A 24,504-nucleotide genomic window follows, 5' to 3' on the forward strand; every position below is an offset into this window, starting at 1 on the left:
ACTCCTTGACTCCATGGCCTTTTTGTCTGAAACTGACATAAGTTTGTCACTAAGACGCTTATTTGGAAAGGCCCATCATGGAAGCCTCTTTGCATGCCGGCTGGACGCTGGCCGCGAGCTCCTTCAACTGGACGCCGGACATCATCAAGGCGGAACGGACCGCGGTGGACATCGTCACCGGCATCGCTGCCACAGGTGTTGCAGATGTTGTGGAAGTGGAACCCGGTTCGCTCTGGCGGACGTTCCCGGCACCGCAGGACCACGAAGTCGATGCCTTCAGCGAAGCGCTGGAAGCAGCGGGTGGCCGTGTCAGCGTGGTCGGCTGCAGCCTGGACGACTTCACGACGACGACGGAACGCCGCACCACGGGTCAACGGCTGGAATTCCTCGTCCCCCAACTCGACGCGGCGCAGCGGGTTGGTGCCACCGGCGTACGCTTGCCGATCGGGCAGGCCGGACCTGAATTGCTGGGGCTCATCCAACCCCTCCTGCACGATCTGGACCTGGTGCTCTTCGAAGAAATCCAGGGCCAGCAGGACCCGCGGAACCCCCGCGTGCGGCCCGCCCTGGACCACATCGCTGCGTTGGACGATCCCCGGATCCGGGTTCTGGTGGACATCAGCATGTTGATGCCCGCGCTCCCGGTGACCTACCTGGAGGAACTGGCGCGCGGCGGCGTCTCGCCCGTACTGTGCAGCAGGCTGGAATCCGAATGGAAGGACCCCGCCACCAACGACGCCGTAATGGCTGCGCTGCGTTCAGGGACCGTTCCCCCACGTATCCACACCCTGATCATGAACCTGCTGATCCGGTTCGGACGCAGCGACGCCTCCGGGTTGAAGGAAATCCTTCCGCTGGTTGGAGGATTCCACCTCAAATTCTGGGACCTGGAAGATGCGGATCAACGGGTGTCCGGGCCACTGCAGGACCTTGGCCGTTTGTTGGGCAACGAAGGATTCACCGGCACGCTGACCAGCGAATGGGGCGGCCATGAGTGGCTCCGGGACGATCCCTCCGAAATGACCCGCCGCCACCTCGCGCTGGCCAAGCCTTCGCTCGCCGCCGGCGCTGCCCACGAAACAGCACGGGCCTCCTGACGCCACGTCGCGGGTCCTCGCCCAATTCGCCGTAGCCGAACAGCGTCGTGGGCGGCGGACCCGCGACTTCGTCTCCCGCAGCGGGCGTCAGCCTGGCAGCACGGCGGACCAGCCGCCGTCGATCATCAGATTGGCGCCCGTGACGTAGGAAGCCTCATCGGAGGCAAGGAAAAGGGCGCATCGGGCCACCTCATCAGGTGCGCCGATGCGCCCCAGCGGGATGTGTTCGGCGATGGCGTTCATGGGGTGCCCCGGCGCCAGGAGGTCGCCCTCGGTGGCAGACGTCCGGATCATGCCGGGGCTGACTGCGTTGACGCGGATTCCCAGCGGCGCGCCCTCGGCTGCCAGTTGCTTGGTCATGGCCACCACGGCGCCCTTGGTGGCGGTGTGGGCAAGGCGCCCGTTGGTCACTGAGCCGGTGACTCCGGCCGTTGAGCCAACAAGCACGACGGCGGAGCTTCCTGCCGCTGCCAACTGCCGCCAGAAGTGCCGCACAGGCAGGAAGACAACATCCAGCTCGTGGGCCACGTTCCACTGCCAGTCCGCAAAGGAGATCTGGTCCACAGGCGCGAAGCGGGTGGCGGCGGCGTTGGCGTACAGGATGTGGACCTGGCCGTGGTTCTTCGCGACGAGGCCGGCCCAGTCCGCGACGTCGGCATCGTCGGTCAAATCCACGCGGGTGTTGCTGGCATGGCCCCCGGCCTGCCGCACCATCTCCACGGTGGCGGCAGCGCCGTCGTCGTCCAGGTCGCAGCCGACCACGATCGCACCTTCCTCCGCGAACGCCAAAGCGGCTGCGCGGCCCTGGCCGCTGGCTATGCCGGTGATAACGGCGGTTTTGCCTTCGAGCCTGGGCTTGCGCAGCCGCATGGGGTTCCCCCTATGTAGTTATTTGGTGCTGAAGGCGGCGTCGAAAGCCGCCGCGGAGGGCTGGTAGGAGGAGAGCTTCCGGACGAAACCGAGCGCTTCCGGTGCCCCGACCAGCCGGTCCATGCCGGCGTCTTCCCACTCGACTGACAGCGGTCCGTTGTAGTCGATCGCGTTGAGCATCCGGAAGGCGTCCTCCCAAGGCACGTCGCCGTGACCGGTGGAAATGAAGTCCCAGCCGCGCCGCGGGTCGGCCCAGGCCAGGTGCGAGGACAGGCGTCCGTTGCGGCCATTGCCCAGGCGCTTCTTCGTGTCCTTGCAATGCACGTGGTAGATCCGGTCCTTGAAGTCCCACAGGAAGCCAACGGGATCGATGTCCTGCCACACCATGTGGCTCGGGTCCCAGTTCAGGCCGAATGCCTCACGGTGCCCAATGGCCTCGAGGGTGCGCTGGGTGGTCCAGTAGTCATAGGCGATCTCGGACGGGTGCACCTCGTGGGCGAAGCGCACGCCCACCTCGTCGAAGACGTCCAGGATCGGGTTCCAGCGGTCTGCGAAGTCCTGGTACCCGGCGTCGATCATCTTCTCGGAGGCCGGCGGGAACATGGCCACGTACTTCCAAATGGCCGATCCGGTGAAGCCGGTCACTGTCTTGACGCCGAGCTTTGCTGCCAGGCGGGCAGTGTTCTTCATTTCCTCGGCGGCCCGGCGGCGCACGCCTTCCGGGTCTCCATCTCCCCAGACGACATCCGGGAGGATGTCCCGGTGCCGCTGATCGATGGGATCGTCGCAGACTGCCTGGCCCTTGAGGTGGTTGGAGATGGTCCACACCTTGAGTCCATTGCGTTCCAGGATGTCGAGCTTGCTTTGGATGTAGGCGTCGTCATCCCACCGCCAGGGATCCAGGTGGTCTCCCCAGCACGCGATTTCAAGCCCGTCGTAGCCCCACTCTCCAGCGAGCCGGGCCACCTCTTCGAACGGCAGGTCCGCCCACTGTCCGGTGAACAGGGTGATGGGTCGTGCCATATCTTGTTCCTCTTCCTATGCCTTGACTGGGACGTCCGCAGCCACGCGGGTCCACACGGAATCGTTGTCGGCGCTGCGTTCCACGGCTTCAAGAACGCGCTGGACCCGCAGGCCGTCGGCGAACGTGGGGTGCGGGTCCGTGTTCCTGGCGATGCCTTCCACCAGGTCCTTCACCTGGTGGGAGAAGCCATGCTCGTAACCCAGCATGTGTCCGGCGGGCCACCACGCCGAAACGTAGGGGTGGACTGGCTCGGTCACCAGGATCTTCCGGAAGCCCTGCAGGTCGGCCGGAGCCGTGCGGTCGTAGAACTGGATGCTGTTGAGGTCTTCGAGGTCAAAGGCCAAGGCACCCTTGTCGCCGGAGACCTCGATGGACAGCGCGTTCTTGCGGCCCGTGGCGAAGCGCGTGGCTTCAAAGGAGGCCAACGCACCGGATCCCAAACGGCCGGTGAAGATCGCGATGTCGTCCACAGTGACTTGCCCGTAGCCTGCGGCAGCTTTCCCCGAAAGGCCAGTGCCGCTGCCTTGGAGCGGGCGCTGCTTGACGATGGTGTCCAGCACTCCGGAAACCTGCTCTACGTCCATGCCGGTGACATACTCCACCAGGTCGATCGCGTGCGCACCGATGTCCCCCAACGCACCGGAACCGGCATGTTCTTTCTGGAGTCGCCAGGCCAGGGGCATCTCCGGGTCAACCAGCCAGTCCTGGCGGTAGGAAGCGCGGACGTGGGCGATGCGGCCCACGACGCCCTCGGCGACGAGTTGCCGCAGGAACGTCACGGCCGGCACCCGGCGGTAGGTGAAGCCCACCATGGCCTTGACGCCCTTTTCGGCGGCACGTTCGGCCGCGGCCGCCATCGCCTCGGCTTCGGCCACGGTGTTGGCCAGTGGCTTCTCGCACAGGACGTGCTTCCCGGCATCCAAGGCCGCGATCGCGATCTCCGCGTGCGAGTCACCCGGGGTAACAATGTCCACGATGTCGATGTCGTCCCTGGCAATGACTTGCCGCCAGTCCGTTGCCGATTCCGCCCAGCCCCATTTGGTGGCTGCCTTGGCAACGGCGTGAGCATCGCGGCCCACAATGACGGCCATCTCGGTTTCTGCCGGGAGGTCGAAAACCCGCGGCGCCGTGCGCCAGCCCTGGGAGTGGGCCGCGCCCATGAAGCCGTAGCCGATCATGGCCACCCGGAGCTTTTTCATGCGAGCACTACCTTGCGGTCCACGGCCACGCGGTTGCCAACGTAGCGCATGGGGGCGATCTGCATGTACAGCAGGCGGAGCGTCAGGATAACTTCGACGTCGATCTCCTCACCGGATTCGGGGACCCGGTCAAGCGGGATGATGATCTCCGGCTTGTCCGCGACGAACCAGAGGGTCTCCCACTGCTCCGGGAGTTCGGCAATGGTGTAGGACTTGCCCTGGAGCTCGAAGCGCAGTGCGGACGTGGGGATTTCGACGCCGTTTACGGTGGCAGCAACGCCGTCGACGGCGGACAGCCACAGGCTGCGGTACCAAGGCAACTGCACGGAAACAGAAATGCCCTCGGGGTGCCGGCGGACGTCAGCGTCCTGGAACAGGGAGTTGTGGGTTGCCATGATGATCCTTACTCAAAAGTCTCTACGAAAGTCTGGTGCGGAACCGGCGGCTGTGGCTCCAGTGTTTGCCGCGTCGAGGGGCTGTACGGGTGGTACTCCGCCGGGGCGGACTCGTCCGCCGGCGGCATGAAGACCGGCTTGCCGTCGTCGCCGAAGTACATGAGGTCCAGGGCGAAGGCGTGCTGGTTCTTCTCGGCAAAACTGATCCAGTTCTCCTCGAAGGGAGCACGGAGAAGTTCGTAGCAGCGGAACTTCCAGATCTTCCATTCGCCGTCCTGGCGCAGGAAGTCCACGGCGTACTTGCACCAGACCCAGTGGGCCCAGACCTTCTTGCCCTGCACTTCGCCCGGCGAGTACATGTAGTCCGGGCTTTCCTTGGCCACCTCGGGGTCCGTCAGGCCTGACTCGTTTCCGGTCATGATCCACACGCCCTTGGCAGTCTCGCCATCAGCCGCCACTTCGATCACCGGAGTGGTGGTGTAGTGCAGGATCAGTTTGCCCACGGGGTTGGGGCGTCCCTGGTGGTACCGGATGACGCTTTCGTAGTCCGTGTACTGCCCCGCGTTGGTGTACCTGGCGCGTATTCCGGGCGTTCCGGGCTTGACCCACAGCGGAATGATCTGCTCATCCTGGAAGGCGTTGTGCAGGTACATGTACCGGTTGAAGAGGTTCTCGATGTCGCCCCGGTCATTGGCCCGGCGAGCCAGGCGCTGCGCTTCCCTCAGTTGCTCGCGCAGTTGCTGGATTTCCGCGGTGAGATCCGTGTCGATTGCAGACATCGCGGGCCGTCCTAGGCCGAAACCGGGTCAGTGGCGCGGGCCTCTTCGATGGCGCGGCGCATGAGGGCGTGCTGCTTCTTGACCAGCTCGATCGGATCGGACTCGCCCAGATCGGCGAACGCATGGCCTTCCCATTCGCTGGAAAGGAAGCCGGTGTAGCCGCCCTTGACGAACTGGCGGACAATCCGCGGGATGTCCATGGCAGGCTCGTTGCCGTCCGCATCGATGTCGTAGAACTTGGCATGCACGTGGAACATCTGCGGCATGATGTCCAGCCATTCCTCCGGTGCCACGAGTCCATGCATGTTGAAGGCCAGGCGGGTGAAGGGCCCAAGCTGCGCGGGATCGAAGTTGTTGGAGCGGAGGTAGTCCTCGAACTCCTGGTTGCGCTCCTGCATGGGCAGCGGCTTGCGCCAGATGTCCTGCATGACCGCGAAGTGCTCCTTCGGCAGGCCCATCTGGGTCAGCGTGCGGAACAGCGTGGGCGACAGGCTGTGCATGGTGGAGCTGAAGTCTGCTGTGAAGCCCAGGCGCTCGCTGTCGAGTTCCTGGTACATCTCGCGGATCTGCAGGATCTTGGGGTCGTTGGGTCCCTGCGGGGCGTGGATCTCGTACCCGAGCTTCTGGTCGTACTTCTCGGCAAGCGGCAGGAGCCTGCGCAGCAGTTCCTTGCCGGCGGAACGGATCACGATCTTGTTGAAGCCGAGCGTATTGGCGGTCTTGAGCTGGCGTGCGAAGAAGTCGAATTCCTCGTCCGGAGTCATGTCCCGGTCCTTGCGGCGGCCCATGTCCAGGTTGGTGCCGACTGCGCTGGGGGTGAGTCCGTAGCGGTCCATGCTGTCGCGCCAGAGCTTGACGAAGTCTTCGTCGACGTCCGGGTAGGTGCGCAGCATCTGCGCGATGTTGAACTCGACGCCGGGGCCCAGGCCTTCGTCGGCGACGGCCTTGATGAGCGTCTCAGGCGTGTAGAGGCCTGCAGCAAATTCGGAGGTCAAAGAGTAAAGGGTGATGCCAAGCTCGATGCCCGAGCCTGCGATGCCGTTAGACATAGTGGTATCCATTTCTTGTCAGCCGAGGACCGGCTGGGCGAGGTGGCTGTTGAGGATGCGGCGGGCTTCGGCGGGATCGGTGATCATGGCCGAGCCGGCGTTGGCGGCAGCTGAACGCTGGACGGCCTGCTCGCCGCGGATGATCTCAAAGGGGTCTTCCCAGTTGTTCCAGTGCCAGCCTTCGTATTCGCTGGAGATTGCACCGGAGTAGCCGTTCTCCACCAATTGGCGGACCAGGTCGCGCACCGGCACGGAGGGTTCCTCACCGTGTTCGTCAATACCAAAGAACTTGCCGTGCACGTGCTTGACGAACGGCATGATTTCCAGCCAGGTCTCGATCGGGGCAGGACCGAAGAGTCCCGTTCCGTTGATCGCGAAGTCGATACCCAGGTCCGGACGTCCGTTGCGCGCGGCCAGGCCAATGAAGGCGCCGAAGCGTTCGCCGTGCACCTTCTGGGTGTTGGGCGGACCTTCAGCGTAGAAGCCGTTCCAGAGCTCCACCACTTGCTGGAGCAACTCTTCAGAAGCTCCCCGCCGGCGGTAAGCCTCGATGAGGGAGGGTGCGAAGCCGGTGACCGTCGCACCCCAGTCGGCAGTGAAGCCGAGCAGCGGGGAGTTGAGCTTCTCGTACCGGTCACGGAGGGCAAGCACGCGCTCGTGGGCGCCGTGCTGGTCCGCGTGGACTTCCAGGGCGAGCGTAACCCCGTACTTTTCGGCTACGGGCAGCAGGCTTTCCATGGCGTCCGGCGTGAGGGAGATCTGGACGCGGGCGATCTGGAAGCCCAGGCGCGAAGCAACCTCGATCTGCTTGCGCATGTATTCCACGAGTTCATCGTGGTTCATGAGGCGGTCCCGGCGGATGCCGGTATCAACGTTGACTGCCAGCGAGGTGGGTACCAGGTCCACTTCGGCGACGAGATCGCGGAAGTGCCCCACGAAGGCATCGTCCACGCGGTCCGGGAAGCCGCGGAGGCTGGAGAAGCCGATGACTTCCAGTCCCGGGCCGAAGCCTTCAGCGGCCACCTTGCGGATCAATCCGTCGAGGTCGTACTGCCGGCCGTGGAAAGCGCGGGTAAAGCTGTAGAGCGTTACGCCCTGGATGGGAGTGCCGAGGCCGGTCATCACTGTCCTACCTTCATGGTCTTGGTGTCGTTTTCTTCGATGTGCAGCACACCGTGGTCGGTGATGATGTAGGGGATGTAGAGCTTGAGATCCACGCGGACCTCGTGCTCAGCCGCAGCGTCCACCGGAAGCTCACCGGAAAGGACTGCCGAATCGAGCGGATACCACCACTCCCCCGTTTCCTCCACGAGCTCCTCGAAGCTGAAGGTCCGGTTGTTCATGGTCCAGCGGAGTGACTCTTCAGGAGCAGCTACACCGTCGATGGTGAGGGCTGCCCCGGCAATGCACGATCCCGGCAACGCCCGATACCAGGGGATGCGGACTTCGACGGCGGTTCGGCCGCCTTCCGTGGTGAGTGTTCCTTGCTCGATCATGCGGTCGGCAATCATCGGGACTCCTTGTCTTGCCTTTGAGCATCAGTGCCCAACAGGACTTTTTCCTTATTTTGTAATTCTATTGTCTGATTCTGACATAAGTAAAGAACTTTCCAGCTCTTCCGCGATCTTGCGCGCGCCGCGGACCGCCATGGCCACGGCTGTCAGGGTGGGATTGCACGCCGTAGGAGTGGGGATCACCCCGTTGCCTGCAACGAACAGGCCCCGAAGTCCCCAGACCTCGCTGTCCGGTGAGCACACACTTTCGCCGTCGTCTTCCAGGCCCATGCGCGTAGATCCCTGGTAGTGGAGGGATGCGCCCGGCGGCAGCACGAAGGGTCGCTCATCCAGCGGGCGACCCACCGCGCGACCCAAGCGGACGATTTCCGTCTTCGCCCGCTCGATCACCTCGTGGTCCTTGTCCGTCAGGCGGTAATGGATCCGCATGGCCGGCATTCCGTAGGCATCCAGGACCTCGTCATCGAAGGCAACGCGGTCATCCCGCCGCAGGTCCTTGGCGCAGAACAAGCCCAGGCCAACGATCGAGCCCGGAACCACGGGATCGTCGTCGGCCAAGGGCACAGGCGAGGCATCCAGTTGCATGATCTGGCCATGGAACGGAACGTCGTCCGTATAGGGAACCCAGGCGACTCCGCTTTGCTGGGACAGTCCGCCATCTGGCTGGCTTTCCGCCGGCTCGGCGGCCGTCACGCCTTCGAGCCTGCTGGCGAAAACCACCTGCGGCTGGTCATTGAGGTACCTGCCCAAGGCGTCCGGCCGGATGCCCGAGGCCCACAAAAGCTGTGGCGTGCGCAGGGCATCTCCCGCCACCACCACGAAGCGGGCGGCCACCCGATGGCTCGCGCCAGTACGGCGGTCCTGGACTTCCACGCCCGAGGCCGTGCCGCCGTCGTACGTCACCTTGGTGACCAAAGACTCGTCAAACAACTCAAAGCGCGGGTTCTGCCGGGTCGCCTCGCCCATGACGACGTCGGCTCCCGACCACAGGAGGCGGCCATCCGTTTCGCGGTGGACAGCCAGCGGCATGGGCTGGACTTTGGTGGCCGGGTCCCGGCCCTCGTCCACCGCCGCGGCGAGGCGGTCATGGACGATGTCGGAGAAGGGGGCGCCGTCGAAAGCGTGGGTGGTGACGCCCAGGAGACGCTCGGCCTGCTCGAACAGTTCATCCATGTCCGGAACGAACGCGATCCGCTCCTTGCCGGACGGACGCGGGCATGCTGCGGTCCAGTGCGCACCCATGCCGCCAACATTGCTGGACATCGCGGCGACCGGGAGGCCGTCCTCATCGGGAAAAGCGTAGCCCTCGCTGAGCAGGTACGTTCCGGGCCGGGCACGCCGTTCGCCGGCTTTGACCGCACCCGGGGAGTTCACCGTCGCGGCGCCTGCACCCGGGCCTTCCGAGGCCCGCTGGGCTTCGGTTCGCCGTGTCTGGTCAGCGATGTTCTTGACATGGGCGCCCGGCGGGTTGCTGACCGTGGGACCCACCTCAAACATGGCAATGGTCGCCCCGGGCGTTTCCTCACTCAGGATGCGGGCGTAGGCAGAGGCCGTCGGACCGCTGCCCACGATCGCGACATCAACTGATGCCGGGTACACGCGTTGGCTCACCGGGAGGCCACCAGTTCCTGGATGCGGCGCACCGACTTCGCGGAATCGATGGTGGGGTAATACTCGAGTCCGATCGGTCCGGTGTAGCCGCTGGCCTCAAGGTCGTTCAGGCGGGCCGTCCAGTCGATGGAGCCGGAACCGGGTTCCCCACGGCCCGGAGCGTCGGCGATCTGCACGTACTTGATGAGGTCGCCGGCGTTCGCCAGTTCCGCTGCAACGTCCTCACCCTCAACAGTGGAGTGGTAGAGGTCGTAGAGGACCCCGAAGTTCGGTGAGTCTACGCCGCGGGCGATGTAGACAGCTTCCGAGGTCCGGTCCAGGAGGGCACCGGGGTGGTCCACGCGGATGTTCACCGGTTCAAGCACCAAGGTGATGCCGGAGCCTTCAATGTGCTTGATGCCCTTGGTGAAGATCTCGATGAGCTCGTCCAACTGGTCCTGGCGCTTCCGGCCGCCGAAACCCGTTCCACTCCCCACCACGATGCGCGGGCAACCGAGTTCCTGGGCCACCTTCACCCCGGCATCGAGTCCCTCGTAGAACGGTTCGTGGTTCTTCGGCGGGATCATGAACTGCATGCGCGGCTCCGCCAGTTGCGAGGTGAGCTGGACGCCGGTTTCCTGGAGCGCGGCCTTGAGGGCCGGAATGTCCTTGGTACTCGGTCCCCACATTTCGACGGCGTCAAAGCCGGCAGCTGCTGCGGCGCGGACACGGTCAGCGGCGCTTTCGCCTGCTTCAGAGAACAAAAGGTCGATATTAGGCGCAAGTTGGAACATGGTTGTCTCCTGTGACTCGAGAGTGAGTTTCTAGAACATGGGGTGGTCGTGGACCGGGTCTGCGGGAACGGGCTGCAAAACGTCCCAGTGCTCGACGATCCTGCCGTTGGCGAACCTGTAGATGTCGGCCACCGCAGCGTCAGGGCGGTCGGGGTGTGAGGCACGGACGTGGACCATGGCGAGGTCGCCGTCCACGAGGATCCGCTGGACCTCGAAGCGTGCGTCCGGCGAACCATCGAACTTGGGCGTCAGCGCCGTGATCGCCGCTTCCGGCCCGTCCGGAATGTTCGGATTGTGCTGGATGTAGTCCTCGGCCACCAGGAAGTCGAAGGCCTCACGGACTCTCTTCTGCGTGTAGAAAACGTCCACGAACTTTTCGAAAGCGGCGCGGTTGTCCGTCATCGCTAGCCCTTCAAGCCGCCGGAGAAGCCTTGGATGAAACGCTTCTGGGCGAAGAGGAACAGGGCCAGGATGGGGATCATGGACACGATCACGATCGCGAAGATCGAATTCCATTGGGACACCAGCGAGCCGATGAAGTAGTACATGGCCACGGGAAGCGTCTGGTTGCTGGAGCCGCCCAGGAAGATCAGCGAGGTGAAGAAGTCGTTCCATACAATCAGGCCGGCGAAAATCGTTACCGTTCCCGTGGCCGGAGCCATCATGGGGAAGACCACCTTGGAGAAGATCTGCGTCTTGCTGGCACCGTCGATGGTTGCTGCTTCCTCGAAGTCCGTTCCCAGGCCGCGGAAGAAGTTTGCGTACAGGAAGATCGAGAGCGGCAGCAGCATTCCCGTGTAGAGGACAATCAAGCCCCAGGCAGAACCGGTCAAGCCCAGGGCACGGGCGCCCATGTACAGGGGAACCGCGCCGAGCTGGCCCGGCAGGATGATGGCAACAAGGAAGAGATAATAGGCCAGCTTGCTCCAGCGTCGGGTGTGCCTTGAGATGACATAGCCGGTGATGGAGCCGAGGGCGATGAGACCCAGGATGCTGCCGGCCGTGATGATCACGCTGTTCACCAGGCCAAGGACCACATTGGAGTTGCCGGAAGCAGTCAAGACCGCCGTGAAGTTGCTGAAGTCAGGGTTCGACGGCGGTGCCAGCGGCGACGTCGTGTAGATCTCGCTGCTGGGCTTCAAGGCCGTGGTCACCAGGAAGTAGAACGGGGACAGGAAGAGCAGGGCCAGGGCCCACAACCCGATTTCGCGCAGAAGGGTGAGTTTCGTGTAGCGGAACATGGTCAGTCCTCCGGGTTGGAGCGGGTCAGTCGCTGCTGGATGACAGCAAAGATCAGGATGATTACTGCGAGCACCAGGGCCAGTGCCGCGCCGCCACCGAAGTTTCCAAGGGCGAAGGCCTGCTTGTAGACCTGCGTGGCCAGCGTTTCGGTTGCGCCGGCCGGACCGCCACCGGTGAGGGCCATGATGGGATCGAAGACCCGGAGCCCCTGGACGATGCCGAGCGTGGTGGCGATGGCCACGGCCGGACGGATCGCTGGAAGCGTCACGTTCCAGAAGCGCTGCCACAGGTTGGCGCCGTCAATGGCGGCGGCTTCCTCGATTTCCACCGGAACACTGGCCAGGCCGGCCATGAAGATCACCATCGCGAACCCGGTGGAGCCCCAGACCAGGACGATCAAGACCGTCCAGATGGCCCACTGGGGGTCTGCGAGCCACGGTTTGGCGAGATCATCGGCTCCGATGGAGCGGAGGAAGACGTTGATGGGACCGTCGAAGTCGAAGATGTACTTCCAGATGTAAGCCGTGGCCAGGGGGCTGAGCACAACGGGCATGAAGAACAAGGTGCGCAGAATGTAGCGCGTCTTCAGGACCCGGTTCAGGCCCAGCGCGATGACGAGACCCGCGACGTTGCCGATGAAGACTGAGGAAAAAGCCAGGAACAGGGTGTTCATCAAGGCGCCCAGCTTGGTGGGGTCCTTGAAAATGGCTTCGAAGTTGGCCAGTCCCACTACCTTGAAGGAACCGATGCCGGTCCAGTTGGTGAAGGCGAAGTAGCCACCGATGCCGGTTGCCACGTAGTGGATGGCGATCACCAGGGCAATGCCCGGGAGGGCCCACCACCAGTGTCCGAACTGCAGGGACCCACCCCGGGAACGGACCTTTCGGACCGTCCCCGGAGCGCGCTTGCCTCGCCGGGAAGCGTCAGCTGCTTCGGTCTTGGATTGCATCGTCGCAGTCATGGTAATCCTTGCTTATCCCTTGGAGTAGAGCGAACGGTGGTAGTAGGAACCGGCTTAGCCCCAGGCCGAATCCATGGCCTGCAGGACCTGGTCAACGGACTTCTGGCCGGTCAGGAGTCCCTGGACACCGGTGGCGAGGGCGTCGTAGACAGCGGAGTTCGGCCACTGGCTGTTGGGAAGCGGACCGTACTTTCCGTCCTTGATGAGGTCGCCCACATTCTTGTAGGCGCCGGAAGCGTAGTCATAGGTATCCAAGCCACTGACCGGGAGGGCGCCGTCGATCTCGGCAAAAGCCTTGGTCTGCTCCGGCTGGGCTGCCCAATCGAGGAACGCCTTGGCTGCGTCCTTATTCTTGGAGGCGGCGTTGATGGAGAAGGAGTAGTTGGCGCTGGCGTAGACAAAGCCCTTCTCCGAGCTTTGTTCGGACGGAAGTGCCCGGACCACGAAGTCGGAATCAGCAGCGGCGGTCTTGAGTTGCTTCCAGGACGGGGCGGGTACGAAGCCGGCAACGGAGGTGCCGCTGGCCAGGCCCTTGGTGATGGCGTCGAAGCCTGCACCGGCTGCACCCTTCTGGAAGCAGCCTGCGTCGTTCAGCTTCTTGACTGCTTCGAGGGAGTCCTTCCAGCCCTGTGAATCGGCGAACTTGGTCTGGTTGGCGGCCCGCTTTTCGTTCCACTTGGGGTCTTCCGCGTACACGCGGGACGCGGCAAGAGACATCGCCATCAAGCCCGTATTCGGTGCGGCTGAGCCGGCCAGGGCGAAGAAGGACTTGTTGGCGGAGCCAAGCGTGGAGCACTGCTTTTCCAGCCCTGCGAAGTCGGTGGGGAAGTCGGCAACACCGGAGGCCTTCGCGGCGGTTTCATTCACCACCAAGCCAACAACGGTCATTTCTGCGGCCTGGCCGTAGACTTTGCCGTCCTTGCCGAACAGCGCTTCACTGCCCACCGGAACCAGGTTCTTTGCTGAATCATCCAGCGGTTCCAGGAAGTTCGCTTCCACGAGGGGGAGGATGCTCCGGCCAGTGCCTGATCCGGGAGAGGTAACAATGACGTCCGAGGCGTTGCCTGCCTGCAACTGGGTGCGGACCGTCTGGTCGTAGGAGTCGTTGGGCTGTGCGTTGAACGTGATCTTCACGTCAGGGTGTGCAGCCATGTACTGCTCGCCCAGCTTCTGGAAGGGGCTTTCGATGGTGTTGGAGGTGGAGAACGTCAAGGAGAATTCCTTGGAACCACCGTTGCTGCCCGTCGAGGCGGAGTTCGAGCAGCCCGTGAGTGCAAGTGCAGCAGCGGTTGGGATAACGAGGACGCCGAGCTTGAGTCCCCGGAAGCGGTGCTGTGTCATGTTCAGCCTTTCTGACTTCTTTGTCTGGCGGGGTCCGTGACCCCGGTCACTCACCAGTATGCATGGCATCTGCCAGAAAGACACATAAGTATTTCGGATACCGCACATAAGTCCGGCTGCTCTGAGTTAAGATGAACGTGCTGCGCCCTCATCAGGCGGAAAGACGCCCCCGGCCCCGACTCGAAGGATGCCCGTTGTGACGGACCACTCCCTGCTCTCCAGGCTTGATCTCAACCTGCTCACGTCCCTGGATGCCCTGATCACCGAGCGCAGCGTGACCCGCGCAGCAGAGCGCCTGCACCTGAGCCAACCCGCCTTAAGCGCCTCGCTCGCACGCCTGCGCAACCACTTCGGGGATCCCATCCTGGCCCGCCGCGGCAACACCTACGAGCTCACGCCCTTTGCGTTGCGCCTCGCCGAGCACACCACCATGGCCTTGGACGCCGCCCGCCGGGTCTTCGAGAGCCAGGCCAGTTGGGAGCCCAACGAATCAGCCCGGGAGTTCTCCATTTATGGCTCGGACTACGGGTTCACCACGGTTGGCCGTGTGGTCTCGGAGCTTGCGGCCGAGCGTGCTCCGGGCGTCCGCTTCCGCTTCATGCTCCACAACCCCGTGGTGGTGGAAGACGCAGCCAACCGCCTCCGGGCGGCCGACGGCATGGTGATTCCGCACGGCATCCTCACCGGGCTGCCCTTTGTGGACCTCTGGCGCGACGACTGGTTGGCCGTCGTTTCCGAGACCAACCAGGAGGTAGGCGAAGCTGTCTCCATGGACAACATCGCGCAACTGCCTTGGGTGATGACTTACCAATCGCGTTCCGCCTTCACCTCCGCGGAACGGCAGATCCAACAGCTGGGCATCGAGCCCCGCGTGGAGGTAGTGGTGGAGAGCTTCCAGGCACTCCCCCACTTCGTGGCCGGCACCAACAGGATCGGGCTGATCCAGGCGGCGTTGGCCCCGATCGCCCGGCGGCTGGGCGGCGTTCGGGTCTTGCCGTTGCCGTTCCCGGCCACCCCCTTGGTCAACGCCCTCTGGTGGCACCCGGTCCACAACGCGGACTCGGAGCACATTTGGATGCGGGGTCTATTCGAAGAGGCAGCAGCAATCGTGGCTTCCGGAACCGACGCCGTCGCCGAAGACTGATCCCGGCGGCGGCCCGGCAGTAGGGACCAGCAGCAGGGGCCAGCACGTCAAGCCTGGCCGGAAATCCGACCAGGCTTGACGTTTGCGTTGATGGGCCGCCGGGTTACACCGCAGCGGTTACCGCAGCACGCATGCTGCGGCGGATCAGGTCATGCTGCTTCCGGACCAGCAGCAACGGATCCACTTCGCCCAACTCGGCGAAGGCATGGCCCTCCCATTCGCTCGACCAATAGCCCCGGTAGCCGCCCTCGACGAACACCCTGACGAGCTCCGGGTAGTCGATGGCCGGCTCGTTGCCGTGCTCGTCGATGTCATAGAACTTGGCGTGGACATGCATGATCTGCGGCATGATGTCTGCCCATTCGCGCGGGTTGACGTGGCCGTGCATGTTGAAGGCAAGGTGGGCGAAAGAGCCCAACCGCGCCGGATCAAAGTCTAGGCTTCGCAAGTAGCCGATGAATTCTTCCTGGCGTTCCCGCATGGAAGCATCCGTGGCCCAGATGGTTTGAAGGCGCTCCAGCGCTTCCCCATCGAGGCCGGCACGGGAAACGGCCCGGAGCAACGTGGGCGACATGCTGTGCATGGTGGAAGAGAAGTCCGCCACGAACCCAAGAAGGGGGAATTCAATTCCTCGTAGACGTCCCGGACCTTCATGATCTCCGGCGAGTTGGGGCCAAGCGGAGCGTGGATTTCGTAGGCCAGCTTCAATTCCAATCGCTCTGCCAACGGGAGCAGTCGTCGCAGCAGGGCGGGCTTGGCACTCTGGATCCTCACCAGCGGGAAGCCGAGCTTCTTTGCTCCATGGAACAGCGTCTCGGTGAAGTCGTATTCTTCGTCCGGGGTCATGTCCCGGTCGCGCCGCCGTCCCATGTCCAGGTTGGCGCCGAAAGAGCTTGCGTCGAAGCCGTGCTTGTCGAACGCAGCCTGCCAGGACCGGACGAAGTCGTCGCTGACCTCCGGGTATGTCGGAAGCACTTGGGAGGCAACAATCTCGATACCCGGCCCAATGCCCAGTTCCGCCACACGGTTAAGCAAGCCGTCGAAGTCGTACCAGCCGGCCCGGAATTCCGCGCTGGCCGAATAGAGTGTCAGTCCCAAGTGGAACGGGTCTTCGTCCGCTTTCGGCGGCGCCGGGGTGACCGCCGTCGTGCTTTTCGGTGCCGGCGCATCCGCGTCCACCACTGTCAGTTCCAGCGCCTGGTTCACGAAGTTCGGCACGTACATTCCCGGTCCGCCGTCCTGGCCCGGTGCGATCTGCATGTAGGGGAGGCGAAGTTCGCCAAAGATGTGCACCGTGTGCTTTTCGCCCGGGGACACCGGGATCGGGCGTCGGACAACCAGGAGCGGATGTTCCTGGAGGAACCACAGCGTTTCCGACTGGGCAGGCAGTTCGGCCAGCGAATACGTCTTACCGCCAAACTGGAGGGAGAGGTCCCCTTGCGGAATCTCCTCGCCATCCACCGTGAGTTTCAGGGTGGAAACCGAGGACAACCACAGGCTCCGGTACCAGGGCAGGGTCAGTGATACGGCGAGGCCGTCCGGGTGTGGACGGAGGCTGTCTTCTTGAATGAGTCCGTTGGGCATGGTTGGTCCTTGCTGTGAGGGTCAGGCGAGTTCGGCGGCAATGTTGCGGAGGAGTGAATGCTGGCGTCGTACCTGCTCGATGGAGCGCCACGGGGTCCGTTCGCCCTCGTATTCGCTGGACAGGTAGCCGTCGTAACCCGAGTCCTTGAGCGCCTTGAGCACAGGGCGCCACGGGATTTGCTGGTCCTCAAGGTTCTGGTCGATGTCGTGGAACTTGGCCTGGACAAACACCACGTACTTCGCGACGTCGGCGAAATCGGCCGGGTCCACGCCAATGCCATCGAGGAAGGCCGGACGGGTTTCCCGGGTTTCGCCCGCGCGCAACGGAATGGGCCGGTCCTGGAAAATGCCGGTATCGATCAACAGGCCAAAGTTCTTGGTCCCCGTGCGCTCGATCAGGTTGATGTAGTCGTCCACCACGGGGTGCTTAATGGGAGTCGGCGAGTGGATCTCGGGGCAGATCACAACATCCAGCTCGTGGGCCACGTCCAGCGAGCGTTCCACGGATTCGGTCCAGATGGGGTCCGGGATCAGGTCGCTGGAGACGACGCCGATCTTGGGCCGCACAAAACCGAAGCCCAGGCGGTTGGCCAAGCGCAGATCGCGTTGCAGCGCCGCGGCGCCTTCTTCGGCAGTCATGGCCACGCCGGGACGGAGCCTCGTGTCGATCCAGGATCCATAGTTGGTGGGCTCCAGCGAGTACTTCTCCAGCAGGCTGAACCACTGGTCGATCCATTCGGTGGTGGGTTCCGGATAGCCCGGCACGTGGCCCTCGCCCAGGATCTCGACGCCGGTGGCCCCGGTATCTGCCACGGCCGCCAACGCGGTCTCCAGGTCGAGGACAGTGCCGAAATCGTGCATGAAGCTGTAGAGGGACACGCCATAGCGGAACACGCCATTCCCGCCTTCCGGGCCAAGCGTGATCCAGCGGGATTCCCGGTAAACCGAGGGCTGGTGTTCCACGGGAATGTAGGACATGCGCAGTTTCAGCTCGATCTGGAGTTCGTGGACGCCTTGGGGCAGCCCTCCCTCAAGGGGAACCGTCACGGTAGCGGCCTCATCCAGCTGCCAGCGCACTCCCTCGCTGGCCCATAGTTCCTGCAGCGTGTACGTCTTGCCCTGCAGGGTCCACGACGGAACGTCAGCAGGTACATCCACGAGGTTGCCCACCCGCACGGCGATGCCATCAATGAGGGAGGCAGCCATGCCCCGGTAAGAGGGCATGCGCACCCGGAATTGGAACCCTGTCACGCGATCGCCGTCGCGGACGTTGCGGAAGCCGGTGGCCTGGATGAGGTCGCGTTCGAGAAGCATCGTTGCTCTTTCTCTCTGGTTATAAGGATTTCTCTGGGACAAGAAGGAAACCCCGCTGTTCATAATCAGCGGGGCTGTAGCCCCGAAGCCCGGTAGACGTCGTCGACGAGTGCCATGGTGGCCGTTGCGTCGGCGGCACCGAGCGGTGTGGGAGAGCCCGCACCGAGCACCTCCACCAAGTGCTCAAGCTGAGCTACATAGCTCGACTCCCCTTCGGTAGCCTTTTCGTCGATGAGCACCGAGTCTCCGGCGACCACGCGCAGAGTGGCACCCCACTGGGGAACGATCACGCTGGTGGCGTGCAGCGATGCGTTGGAGCCGACGATATCCAGCGACATCCGCCCCTTGTCGTCGCCAAGGAAGGACGCCCGGACCCGGGCCTTGATGCCGGACGTGAAAGCGAGCACGAAGTCGGTCTCCATATCTACGCGAGGATCGTCGTCGTAGAGCTTGGACGTGGACGACTCCACCGTCGCCTCACCCCAGGCAGCCCGGAGAAGATCAATCGCGTAGCAGCCAACGTCCATGACAGCGCCGCCTCCCAGGGCACCGTTCAACCGGATATTGCCCGGCTTGACCACAAAATGGGGAATGCTGAAGTCGATCTCGACATCCTGGATATCTCCGAGCTGCCCTGATCGGATGACCTTCAGGAGCCGCTGGGTGAAGGGGTGGAGCCGGTAGTGGAAGCCGACGAAGGCCGAGCGGCCCTTGGCCGCCGCAGCATCCGCGATGGCTTTGGCATCCGTACCATTTGCGGACAGCGGCTTCTCACAGAGCACGTGCTTTCCCGCTTCGAGGGCAGCCACCGCCCATTGCGCGTGAACGGTGGGCGGCAGGGCCACATAGACAAGATCGACGTCGGGATCGGCCATGACGCTGGCATAGTCACCGGCCGCCTGGATTCCGAAACGATCGGCGAACGCCCGTGCCCGCTCAGGGTCGCGGGACCCCACGGCTACTACTTGGACGCTATCGACCAGGCTGGAGGGCTCAACCATGGCCCGCTCGGCGATGCTTCCAGTCCCGAAGATCCCGACCCGCAGCAAGGGACTCGTCATTAGGGCTTCTCCTCTTGTCGTCTGGTCCAAGGAGGCATCGAGCGTGGAAGCCGCGGATGCCACTTAGTCTGGTTTGAAACAGTCTAATGTTGGATTTCGACATAAGCAATGGCGTGGGTCGACTCTAGCCACGACTAATGCCAGATGTCGGGGAGGAATCCGCCGCCAGTTTTAGTGCGAGAAGCCCGCGGCCGCCTCCGTCAGGCTCTTCCCTTTCGTCTCCGGTGCCAGCCATTGGGAGAGGCCAGCACCGAGGAACGCGACGCCGGAGGCGATCAACATGGTGGTCGCGGAGCCGAGGTTCACCATGGACCACGGCAGCAGGAAGGTACCCAGGCCCGCGCCGACCCGGCTGACGGCCGCAGCGAAGCCCGTGCCGATCCCGCGGATCTCCGTGGGGAAGACCTCGCCCGGATAGATGCCGGTGAGCGTGTTGTACATGGCGTTGACGAAGGAAAACACCAGGAACAGGATCAGCACCGCCAACGGCGGCGCACCGCCCCACAGTCCAATGACGGCAAGCACGACGGCGGCAACCCACTGGGGCGGGACGGTCATGGCGCGCCGGCCGGCCTTGTCCACCAGGAGAACCGTGATGATCACAGCGACGAGGGCAACGGCCGAAAGCCCGACGCCACCGGCCAACCCACCGCCGAGCCCGTAACCGCTCAGCACGCTGTCAGCGAAGGTGGCGATTGCAAAGTATGGGGCCACGCCACAGAACCAGAACATGGAGACGAACAGCGTGGACCGCCAGTATTGCCGCGAGAAGAGCATGGAGAACGTCCCATGCTTGGTGTCTTCCCGCTGCACGTCAGCCATTTCGTCAGGGCTTTCCATGTACCTGTGGGCCACCGCCATGGCCTCATCCCGCCGCCCCTGGTTCCAGAGCCAACGGGGCGATTCGGGTAGGCCGATGCGGAAAACGAACAACACCACGGCAATGAGGGTGCTGCTGCCCAGGATGACACGCCAATCCACAACCGTGAATTGCTCCAGCAAGTAGCCAAAGAGGAAGGCGAGCATGAACCCGGCGTACCAAGCCACCAGGGTCAGCCCCAGGAGCCGTCCCCGCAGCCGTGCCGGAGCGAACTCGGACATAAGCGGCCACCCAACGGAGTACTCGACACCGATGGCCACGCCCATCGCGAAGCGGACAGCAAAGAGCCATTCGGGCGAGTCGACGAAGAACTGGACACCCGACGCCACGACGAACAGGCTCATGTCGATCAGGAACAGGGGCTTCCGGCCGAACTTGTCTCCCGCCCAACCGCCAATGGGTGAGCCCAGGAGAATCCCGAACAGCGGGCCAGCGGCAATCAGTCCTTCCCAGAGCGTGGAAAGCTCCAAATCCTCCGTCATGGAGCCCGTTACGGGACCAAAAATGCCCAGGATGTAGCCGTCAAGGAACATGCCTCCGGCCAGGACGAAGACCATCCTGTACATGAAGCGCCGCTTGAAGGCGGCGGTAGCTTGGACTGGATCCCCCACGACGTTGTTGGTGTCCTTCATGGCCTGTCCTTGGCTTGAACCGCGTTTCTCCCGATGATCGTCCATCGGGGCGGCGAGCGCTAGGGGCTGACGGTATCCCGCATCGATGTTCGCAACCGGTACAGGGAAGTCGTCGCGGTGAGGTACAGGTCCTGGCCGTCCGGCCCACCGAAACACAGGTTGGAAACGCGTTCGGGAACATCGACGGCGGTCAGCAGGCCGCCGTCGGGCGCGTAAACCCGCACCGAAGCGCCGGCGGATGTCCAGACCCTGCCCTCGACGTCCACCCGGAAACCGTCCGAAACCTTATCGTCCTCGAGTTCCACGAATGTCCGCCCGGTTCCGCACGTCCCGTTCTCGACCGGGTAGGCCGCGATCCTGAACGGCGAACCCCGGTCCGGTCCGGCGGTGTCCGCAACGTACAGAACGGACTCGTCCGGAGAGAACGCCAGCCCGTTGGGATGGATGAGGTCAGTGACCACCGGTGTCAGTTCCCGGGTGGCAGGGTCGAAGCGGAACACGTAGCAACCGCCGTATTCCTGCTCCCCCTCGTGGCCCTCCACGGTCCCGGGCAGGATGCCGTAGGGCGGATCCGTGAACCACACCGTCCCGTCCCTGGCCACCACAACATCGTTGGGCGAATTGAGCCGGTGCCCGCCGAACGAATCGACGATTGCCGACACCACGCCGTCGTGATCCCGCTCGACGCGGCGCCGCCCGTGGCTGCACTGGACCACGCTGCCGTCGCGGTCCAGGGTACGGCCGTTGGTGAATTCGACGGCGGTGGCGTACTCACGCGTTTGGCCTGACTCCGGGCTGTACTCAAGGATCCTGTTGTTGGGGATGTCGCTCCAGCGGACGGTTTGGGACTGTGGAATCCACACAGGACCCTCCGCCCAGATGGTGCCCTCGAAGACCTTTTCAAGCGTGCCCGTGATCAGTTCCATGCGGTGACCTTTCCGTTGTGACCCCGCGATAGAGCCTAGTCCTGCGAGCGCACCGCATCCGTCTCAGGGGCTGCCTCGGGACTCTTGGCACCCGCTTCCGGCATGGCGATGACCGCGACGACGGTGAGCACGGCGCCGATCAGGACGGCGAGGAACACGGCACTTGAGGCCTGGACGGTTGATTGCGGATTCGGCCCGCCGCCGTTGGCGTAGATCGCGTTGGCCACGGCGCCGAACACCGCCACGCCGATGGAGCTGCCAATGGACCGGGCAAAGAGGTTGGTGCCCGTGACCACACCGCGCTCGTTCCATTCGACGCTCGACTGGGCGGCGATGAGTGTTGGGGTGGCTACCAGCCCGAGGCCCAGGCCCACGACGAAGCACGAGGCGGCGACCAGCAGGACGCTTGGGGCGGACGCCGTGAGGGCCAGAATGCCGGTTCCCACCACCGTGATGGAAATGCCGATCAGGGCTGTGCGCCTGAAGCCGATCCGCAGGTAGAAACGGCCTGCCTGGGAGGCACTGATGGGCCAGCCAAGGGTCAACGCCGCCAGGGCCAGACCGGCCAGGAGCGGTGAAGTCTGCAGTGCTCCTTCAAGGAAGGTCGGCACGTAGGATGTGAGGCCAAGCATCACCGCGCCAATTCCGAAGGCGATCATCGCCGTCGTCGACAACAGCCTGCGGGAGACCACCCAGGGCGGGAGAACCGGTTCGGCTGCTTTCCTCTCCACCAGAAGGAAGGCGGCAAGCAGCACGGTCCCTGTAGCGAAAACCGCGATGCTGACGGGCGAGTTCCAGGCCCAGGCCTGGCCGCCTTCCAGCGCCCCGAGAATCAGGAGGCTCAGCGCGGTGGTAAGAAGGACTGCGCCGAGGTAGTCGATGCGGTGCGTGGTCTTTTTGACGTCTTCGTGGAAGGTGCGGGCGAGCATCCAGCCGGCCAGGAGGCACAGCGGGATGTTGATCAGGAAGATCCAGCGCCAGATGCCCAGCGAAGCGAACACGCCGCCCAGCGTGGGACCCACCACCGAGGAAATAGCCCACACGCTGGCCAGGTAGCCTTGCACTTTGGCGCGTTCGGCGAGGGTGTAGATGTCGCCGGCGATGGTGATGGATACCGGCTGGACCGCACCCGCGCCAAGACCCTGAAGCACACGGAAGGCGATGAGGGCAGGCATGCTCCACGCCAGTCCACAGAGGATGGAGCCGAGCAGGAAAAGCGCGATCCCGCTGAGAATGATCGGTTTGCGGCCCAGGACATCTGAGAGCTTCGCGTACACCGGTACGGACACGGCCTGCGCCAACAGGTAGGCCGAGAAAAGCCAGGGGAAGGACGAGAAGCCGCCGATGTCCCCAACGATCGACGGGACGGCCGTGGCAACGATCGTGGAATCAATGGCCACGAGCCCAGTGGACAGCATCAGGGCAACGAGGATGGGCCCTCGTTTGGAACGGAACCCGACTCCGTCGGCAGTTTCTGTAGTCATGTATGTCTTGTCCCGTCGCGTTCGTACCGTGTTTCCGTCCCCTCAAGGTGGTAACCGCGGTGGTTACGGAATTAGTCCCCGGAAGGACAAAAGCGGCGGACCACCCGAGGTGGCCCGCCGCCGTCGTAAATCACTGACTGGCAGTTAGTCGTTGATGAGGTCGTGCACCACGATCGTCTGGTCGCGGTCCGGGCCGACGCCGATCGCGGAGAAGCGCGTGCCGGAGAGCTTCTCGAGGGCCAGCACGTAGTTGCGGGCGTTCTCGGGGAGGTCTTCCAGGGTGCGGGCGCCGGTGATGTCCTCGGTCCAGCCGTCGAAGTACTCGAAGATGGGCACGGCGTGGTGGAACTCGGTCTGCGTCATGGGCATCTCGTCGTGGCGAACGCCGTCGACGTCGTAGGCAACACACACGGGAATCTGCTCGATGCCCGTGAGCACATCCAGTTTGGTGACGAAGTAGTCCGTGAAGCCGTTGACGCGGGAGGCGTGGCGGGCCAGGACGGCGTCGTACCAACCGCAGCGGCGGGGACGTCCGGTGTTCACGCCGAACTCACCGCCGGTCTTCTGCAGGTACACGCCCATCTCGTCGAACAGCTCTGTGGGGAACGGGCCGGCACCAACACGCGTGGTGTAGGCCTTGATGATGCCGATGGAGCGGGAGATGCGGGTGGGGCCGATGCCGGAACCAACGGAAGCGCCGCCGGCCGTCGGGTTGGAGGAGGTGACGAACGGGTAGGTGCCATGGTCCACGTCCAGGAACGTTGCCTGGCCACCTTCCATGAGCACCACCTTGCCCTCGTCCAGGGCGTTGTTCAGTTCCAGGGTGCTGTCGATAACCAGCGGGCGCAGTCGCTCGGCGAAGGACAGGAAGTACTCCACGATCTCGTCGACCACAACACTGCGGCGGTTGTAGATCTTGACCAGCAGTTCGTTCTTCTGGCGCAGCGAGCCTTCCACCTTCTGGCGGAGGATGGACTCGTCGAAGACGTCCTGGACGCGGATGCCCAGGCGGGCCACCTTGTCCATGTAGGCGGGGCCGATGCCGCGGCCGGTGGTTCCGATGGCGCGGCTGCCGAGGAAGCGTTCGGTCACCTTGTCCAGCACCTGGTGGTACGGCGCAACCAGGTGGGCATTGGCGGAAACACGCAGGCGGGAGGTATCGGCGCCGCGGGCTTCGAGGCCGTCGATCTCCTGGAAGAGGGCCTCGAGGTTCACCACGCAACCGTTGCCAATAATCGGAATGGCGTTGGGGCTCAGGATGCCTGCGGGAAGGAGCTTGAGCTCGTACTTCTCACCGCCAACAACCACGGTGTGCCCGGCGTTGTTTCCGCCGTTGGGCTTGACCACGTAGTCAACGCGGCCACCGAGCAGGTCGGTTGCTTTGCCTTTGCCTTCGTCGCCCCACTGGGCTCCGACGATCACGATTGCGGGCATGGGATCCTCCCCCATTCTTTCGGGCCGAGCCGCTGTGGCTGGGCGCCGTACATGAGAATGCCCCGAGGTTACCGGTGTGGCCACCAGGACGGCGGCCAACGCAAGAGGTTCGGGGCTCTTACCAGCCAAGTTTAGCCGATGAGCCCTGAAAGTCTGGTGTCAAGGAGCGTTCGACGGCGGTCGCGTGAAG

24 protein-coding genes are annotated in these 24,504 nt (G+C 63.8%); 2 read left to right on the plus strand and 22 right to left on the minus strand.

Translation table 11 applies throughout. From position 1 onward, the window contains the following. The first annotated feature begins 77 nt into the window (after positions 1-77). Positions 78-1,097, plus strand: a complete 1,020-nt coding sequence (locus ACIPV6_RS11660) for a restriction endonuclease subunit R (protein ID WP_400271032.1) — start codon at positions 78-80, stop codon at positions 1,095-1,097. Positions 1,098-1,184: 87 nt separating this feature from the next. Here the strand turns inward: ACIPV6_RS11660 and ACIPV6_RS11665 are convergent, their stop codons facing one another. From ACIPV6_RS11665 to ACIPV6_RS11730, 14 genes are read right to left on the minus strand one after another with little or no spacing between them, the layout of a single operon-like run. After that, positions 1,185-1,967, minus strand: coding sequence for an SDR family NAD(P)-dependent oxidoreductase (locus ACIPV6_RS11665; protein ID WP_400271033.1), 783 nt, complete (start codon positions 1,965-1,967; stop codon positions 1,185-1,187). 18 nt (positions 1,968-1,985) lie between these two features. Beyond that, positions 1,986-2,990, minus strand: coding sequence for a sugar phosphate isomerase/epimerase family protein (locus ACIPV6_RS11670; RefSeq protein WP_400271034.1), 1,005 nt, complete (start codon positions 2,988-2,990; stop codon positions 1,986-1,988). A gap of 15 nt (positions 2,991-3,005) precedes the next feature. Continuing rightward, the gene (locus tag ACIPV6_RS11675) at positions 3,006-4,190 is read right to left on the minus strand and encodes a Gfo/Idh/MocA family protein (RefSeq protein WP_400271035.1); all 1,185 of its coding nucleotides are present in this window, start codon (positions 4,188-4,190) and stop codon (positions 3,006-3,008) included. After that, positions 4,187-4,585 (minus strand): DUF6379 domain-containing protein, encoded by a 399-nt coding sequence (locus ACIPV6_RS11680; protein ID WP_400271036.1) that lies wholly within the window; start codon positions 4,583-4,585, stop codon positions 4,187-4,189. The genes ACIPV6_RS11675 and ACIPV6_RS11680 overlap by 4 nt, the downstream gene beginning before the upstream one ends. 8 nt (positions 4,586-4,593) lie before the next feature. After that, positions 4,594-5,364: a nuclear transport factor 2 family protein gene (locus ACIPV6_RS11685; RefSeq protein WP_400271037.1), complete on the minus strand. Its 771-nt coding sequence runs from the start codon at positions 5,362-5,364 to the stop codon at positions 4,594-4,596. Between the two features lie 11 nt (positions 5,365-5,375). Beyond that, positions 5,376-6,413: a sugar phosphate isomerase/epimerase family protein gene (locus ACIPV6_RS11690; RefSeq protein WP_400271038.1), complete on the minus strand. Its 1,038-nt coding sequence runs from the start codon at positions 6,411-6,413 to the stop codon at positions 5,376-5,378. 18 nt (positions 6,414-6,431) lie between these two features. Then, the gene (locus ACIPV6_RS11695; RefSeq protein WP_400271039.1) at positions 6,432-7,535 is read right to left on the minus strand and encodes a sugar phosphate isomerase/epimerase family protein; all 1,104 of its coding nucleotides are present in this window, start codon (positions 7,533-7,535) and stop codon (positions 6,432-6,434) included. Beyond that, entirely contained in the window at positions 7,535-7,924 is a 390-nt protein-coding gene (locus ACIPV6_RS11700) for a DUF6379 domain-containing protein (protein WP_397326168.1), read from the minus strand. The genes ACIPV6_RS11695 and ACIPV6_RS11700 overlap by 1 nt, the downstream gene beginning before the upstream one ends. A 51-nt stretch (positions 7,925-7,975) precedes the next feature. Further along, complete coding sequence (locus ACIPV6_RS11705; RefSeq protein WP_400271040.1) at positions 7,976-9,538, minus strand: GMC oxidoreductase; 1,563 nt, start codon at positions 9,536-9,538, stop codon at positions 7,976-7,978. Next, entirely contained in the window at positions 9,535-10,311 is a 777-nt protein-coding gene (locus ACIPV6_RS11710) for a TIM barrel protein (RefSeq protein WP_400271041.1), read from the minus strand. The genes ACIPV6_RS11705 and ACIPV6_RS11710 overlap by 4 nt, the downstream gene beginning before the upstream one ends. Before the next feature lie 30 nt (positions 10,312-10,341). Next, complete coding sequence (locus ACIPV6_RS11715; protein WP_400271042.1) at positions 10,342-10,713, minus strand: nuclear transport factor 2 family protein; 372 nt, start codon at positions 10,711-10,713, stop codon at positions 10,342-10,344. A 2-nt stretch (positions 10,714-10,715) separates the two neighbouring features. Then, positions 10,716-11,552, minus strand: coding sequence for a carbohydrate ABC transporter permease (locus ACIPV6_RS11720; protein ID WP_400271043.1), 837 nt, complete (start codon positions 11,550-11,552; stop codon positions 10,716-10,718). 2 nt (positions 11,553-11,554) lie between these two features. Beyond that, positions 11,555-12,514: a carbohydrate ABC transporter permease gene (locus ACIPV6_RS11725; protein ID WP_400271044.1), complete on the minus strand. Its 960-nt coding sequence runs from the start codon at positions 12,512-12,514 to the stop codon at positions 11,555-11,557. 54 nt (positions 12,515-12,568) lie between these two features. Further along, entirely contained in the window at positions 12,569-13,855 is a 1,287-nt protein-coding gene (locus ACIPV6_RS11730; protein WP_400271045.1) for an ABC transporter substrate-binding protein, read from the minus strand. Between the two features lie 196 nt (positions 13,856-14,051). Here ACIPV6_RS11730 and ACIPV6_RS11735 point away from each other — a divergent pair, with 196 nt between their 5' ends. Next, positions 14,052-14,999 (plus strand): LysR family transcriptional regulator, encoded by a 948-nt coding sequence (locus ACIPV6_RS11735; RefSeq protein ID WP_400271046.1) that lies wholly within the window; start codon positions 14,052-14,054, stop codon positions 14,997-14,999. Between the two features lie 103 nt (positions 15,000-15,102). Here ACIPV6_RS11735 and ACIPV6_RS11740 read toward each other — a convergent pair whose 3' ends face one another. The 8 genes from ACIPV6_RS11740 to ACIPV6_RS11775 form a co-directional block, all read right to left on the minus strand. Continuing rightward, a complete protein-coding gene (locus ACIPV6_RS11740; protein ID WP_400271047.1) occupies positions 15,103-15,480 on the minus strand; it encodes a hypothetical protein in 378 nt (125 codons plus the stop codon). Beyond that, positions 15,435-16,583, minus strand: coding sequence for a DUF6379 domain-containing protein (locus ACIPV6_RS11745; protein ID WP_400271048.1), 1,149 nt, complete (start codon positions 16,581-16,583; stop codon positions 15,435-15,437). The genes ACIPV6_RS11740 and ACIPV6_RS11745 overlap by 46 nt, the downstream gene beginning before the upstream one ends. Positions 16,584-16,604: 21 nt before the next feature. Beyond that, entirely contained in the window at positions 16,605-17,897 is a 1,293-nt protein-coding gene (locus tag ACIPV6_RS11750) for a DUF6379 domain-containing protein (protein WP_400271049.1), read from the minus strand. A gap of 65 nt (positions 17,898-17,962) precedes the next feature. Next, on the minus strand, positions 17,963-18,958 hold the full coding sequence (locus ACIPV6_RS11755; RefSeq protein ID WP_400271050.1) for a Gfo/Idh/MocA family protein: 996 nt from the start codon (positions 18,956-18,958) through the stop codon (positions 17,963-17,965). Positions 18,959-19,129: 171 nt separating this feature from the next. Beyond that, the gene (locus tag ACIPV6_RS11760; protein ID WP_400271051.1) at positions 19,130-20,470 is read right to left on the minus strand and encodes an MFS transporter; all 1,341 of its coding nucleotides are present in this window, start codon (positions 20,468-20,470) and stop codon (positions 19,130-19,132) included. Between the two features lie 59 nt (positions 20,471-20,529). Further along, a complete protein-coding gene (locus tag ACIPV6_RS11765; RefSeq protein ID WP_400271052.1) occupies positions 20,530-21,396 on the minus strand; it encodes an SMP-30/gluconolactonase/LRE family protein in 867 nt (288 codons plus the stop codon). A 35-nt stretch (positions 21,397-21,431) separates the two neighbouring features. Continuing rightward, on the minus strand, positions 21,432-22,880 hold the full coding sequence (locus ACIPV6_RS11770; RefSeq protein ID WP_400271053.1) for an MFS transporter: 1,449 nt from the start codon (positions 22,878-22,880) through the stop codon (positions 21,432-21,434). Between the two features lie 144 nt (positions 22,881-23,024). Further along, the gene (locus ACIPV6_RS11775) at positions 23,025-24,314 is read right to left on the minus strand and encodes an adenylosuccinate synthase (protein ID WP_400271054.1); all 1,290 of its coding nucleotides are present in this window, start codon (positions 24,312-24,314) and stop codon (positions 23,025-23,027) included. Positions 24,315-24,504 lie beyond the last annotated feature (190 nt).

This window comes from Paenarthrobacter sp. NPDC089988, from assembly GCF_044748465.1.
In the GTDB taxonomy this organism is placed as follows: Bacteria; Actinomycetota; Actinomycetes; order Actinomycetales; family Micrococcaceae; genus Arthrobacter.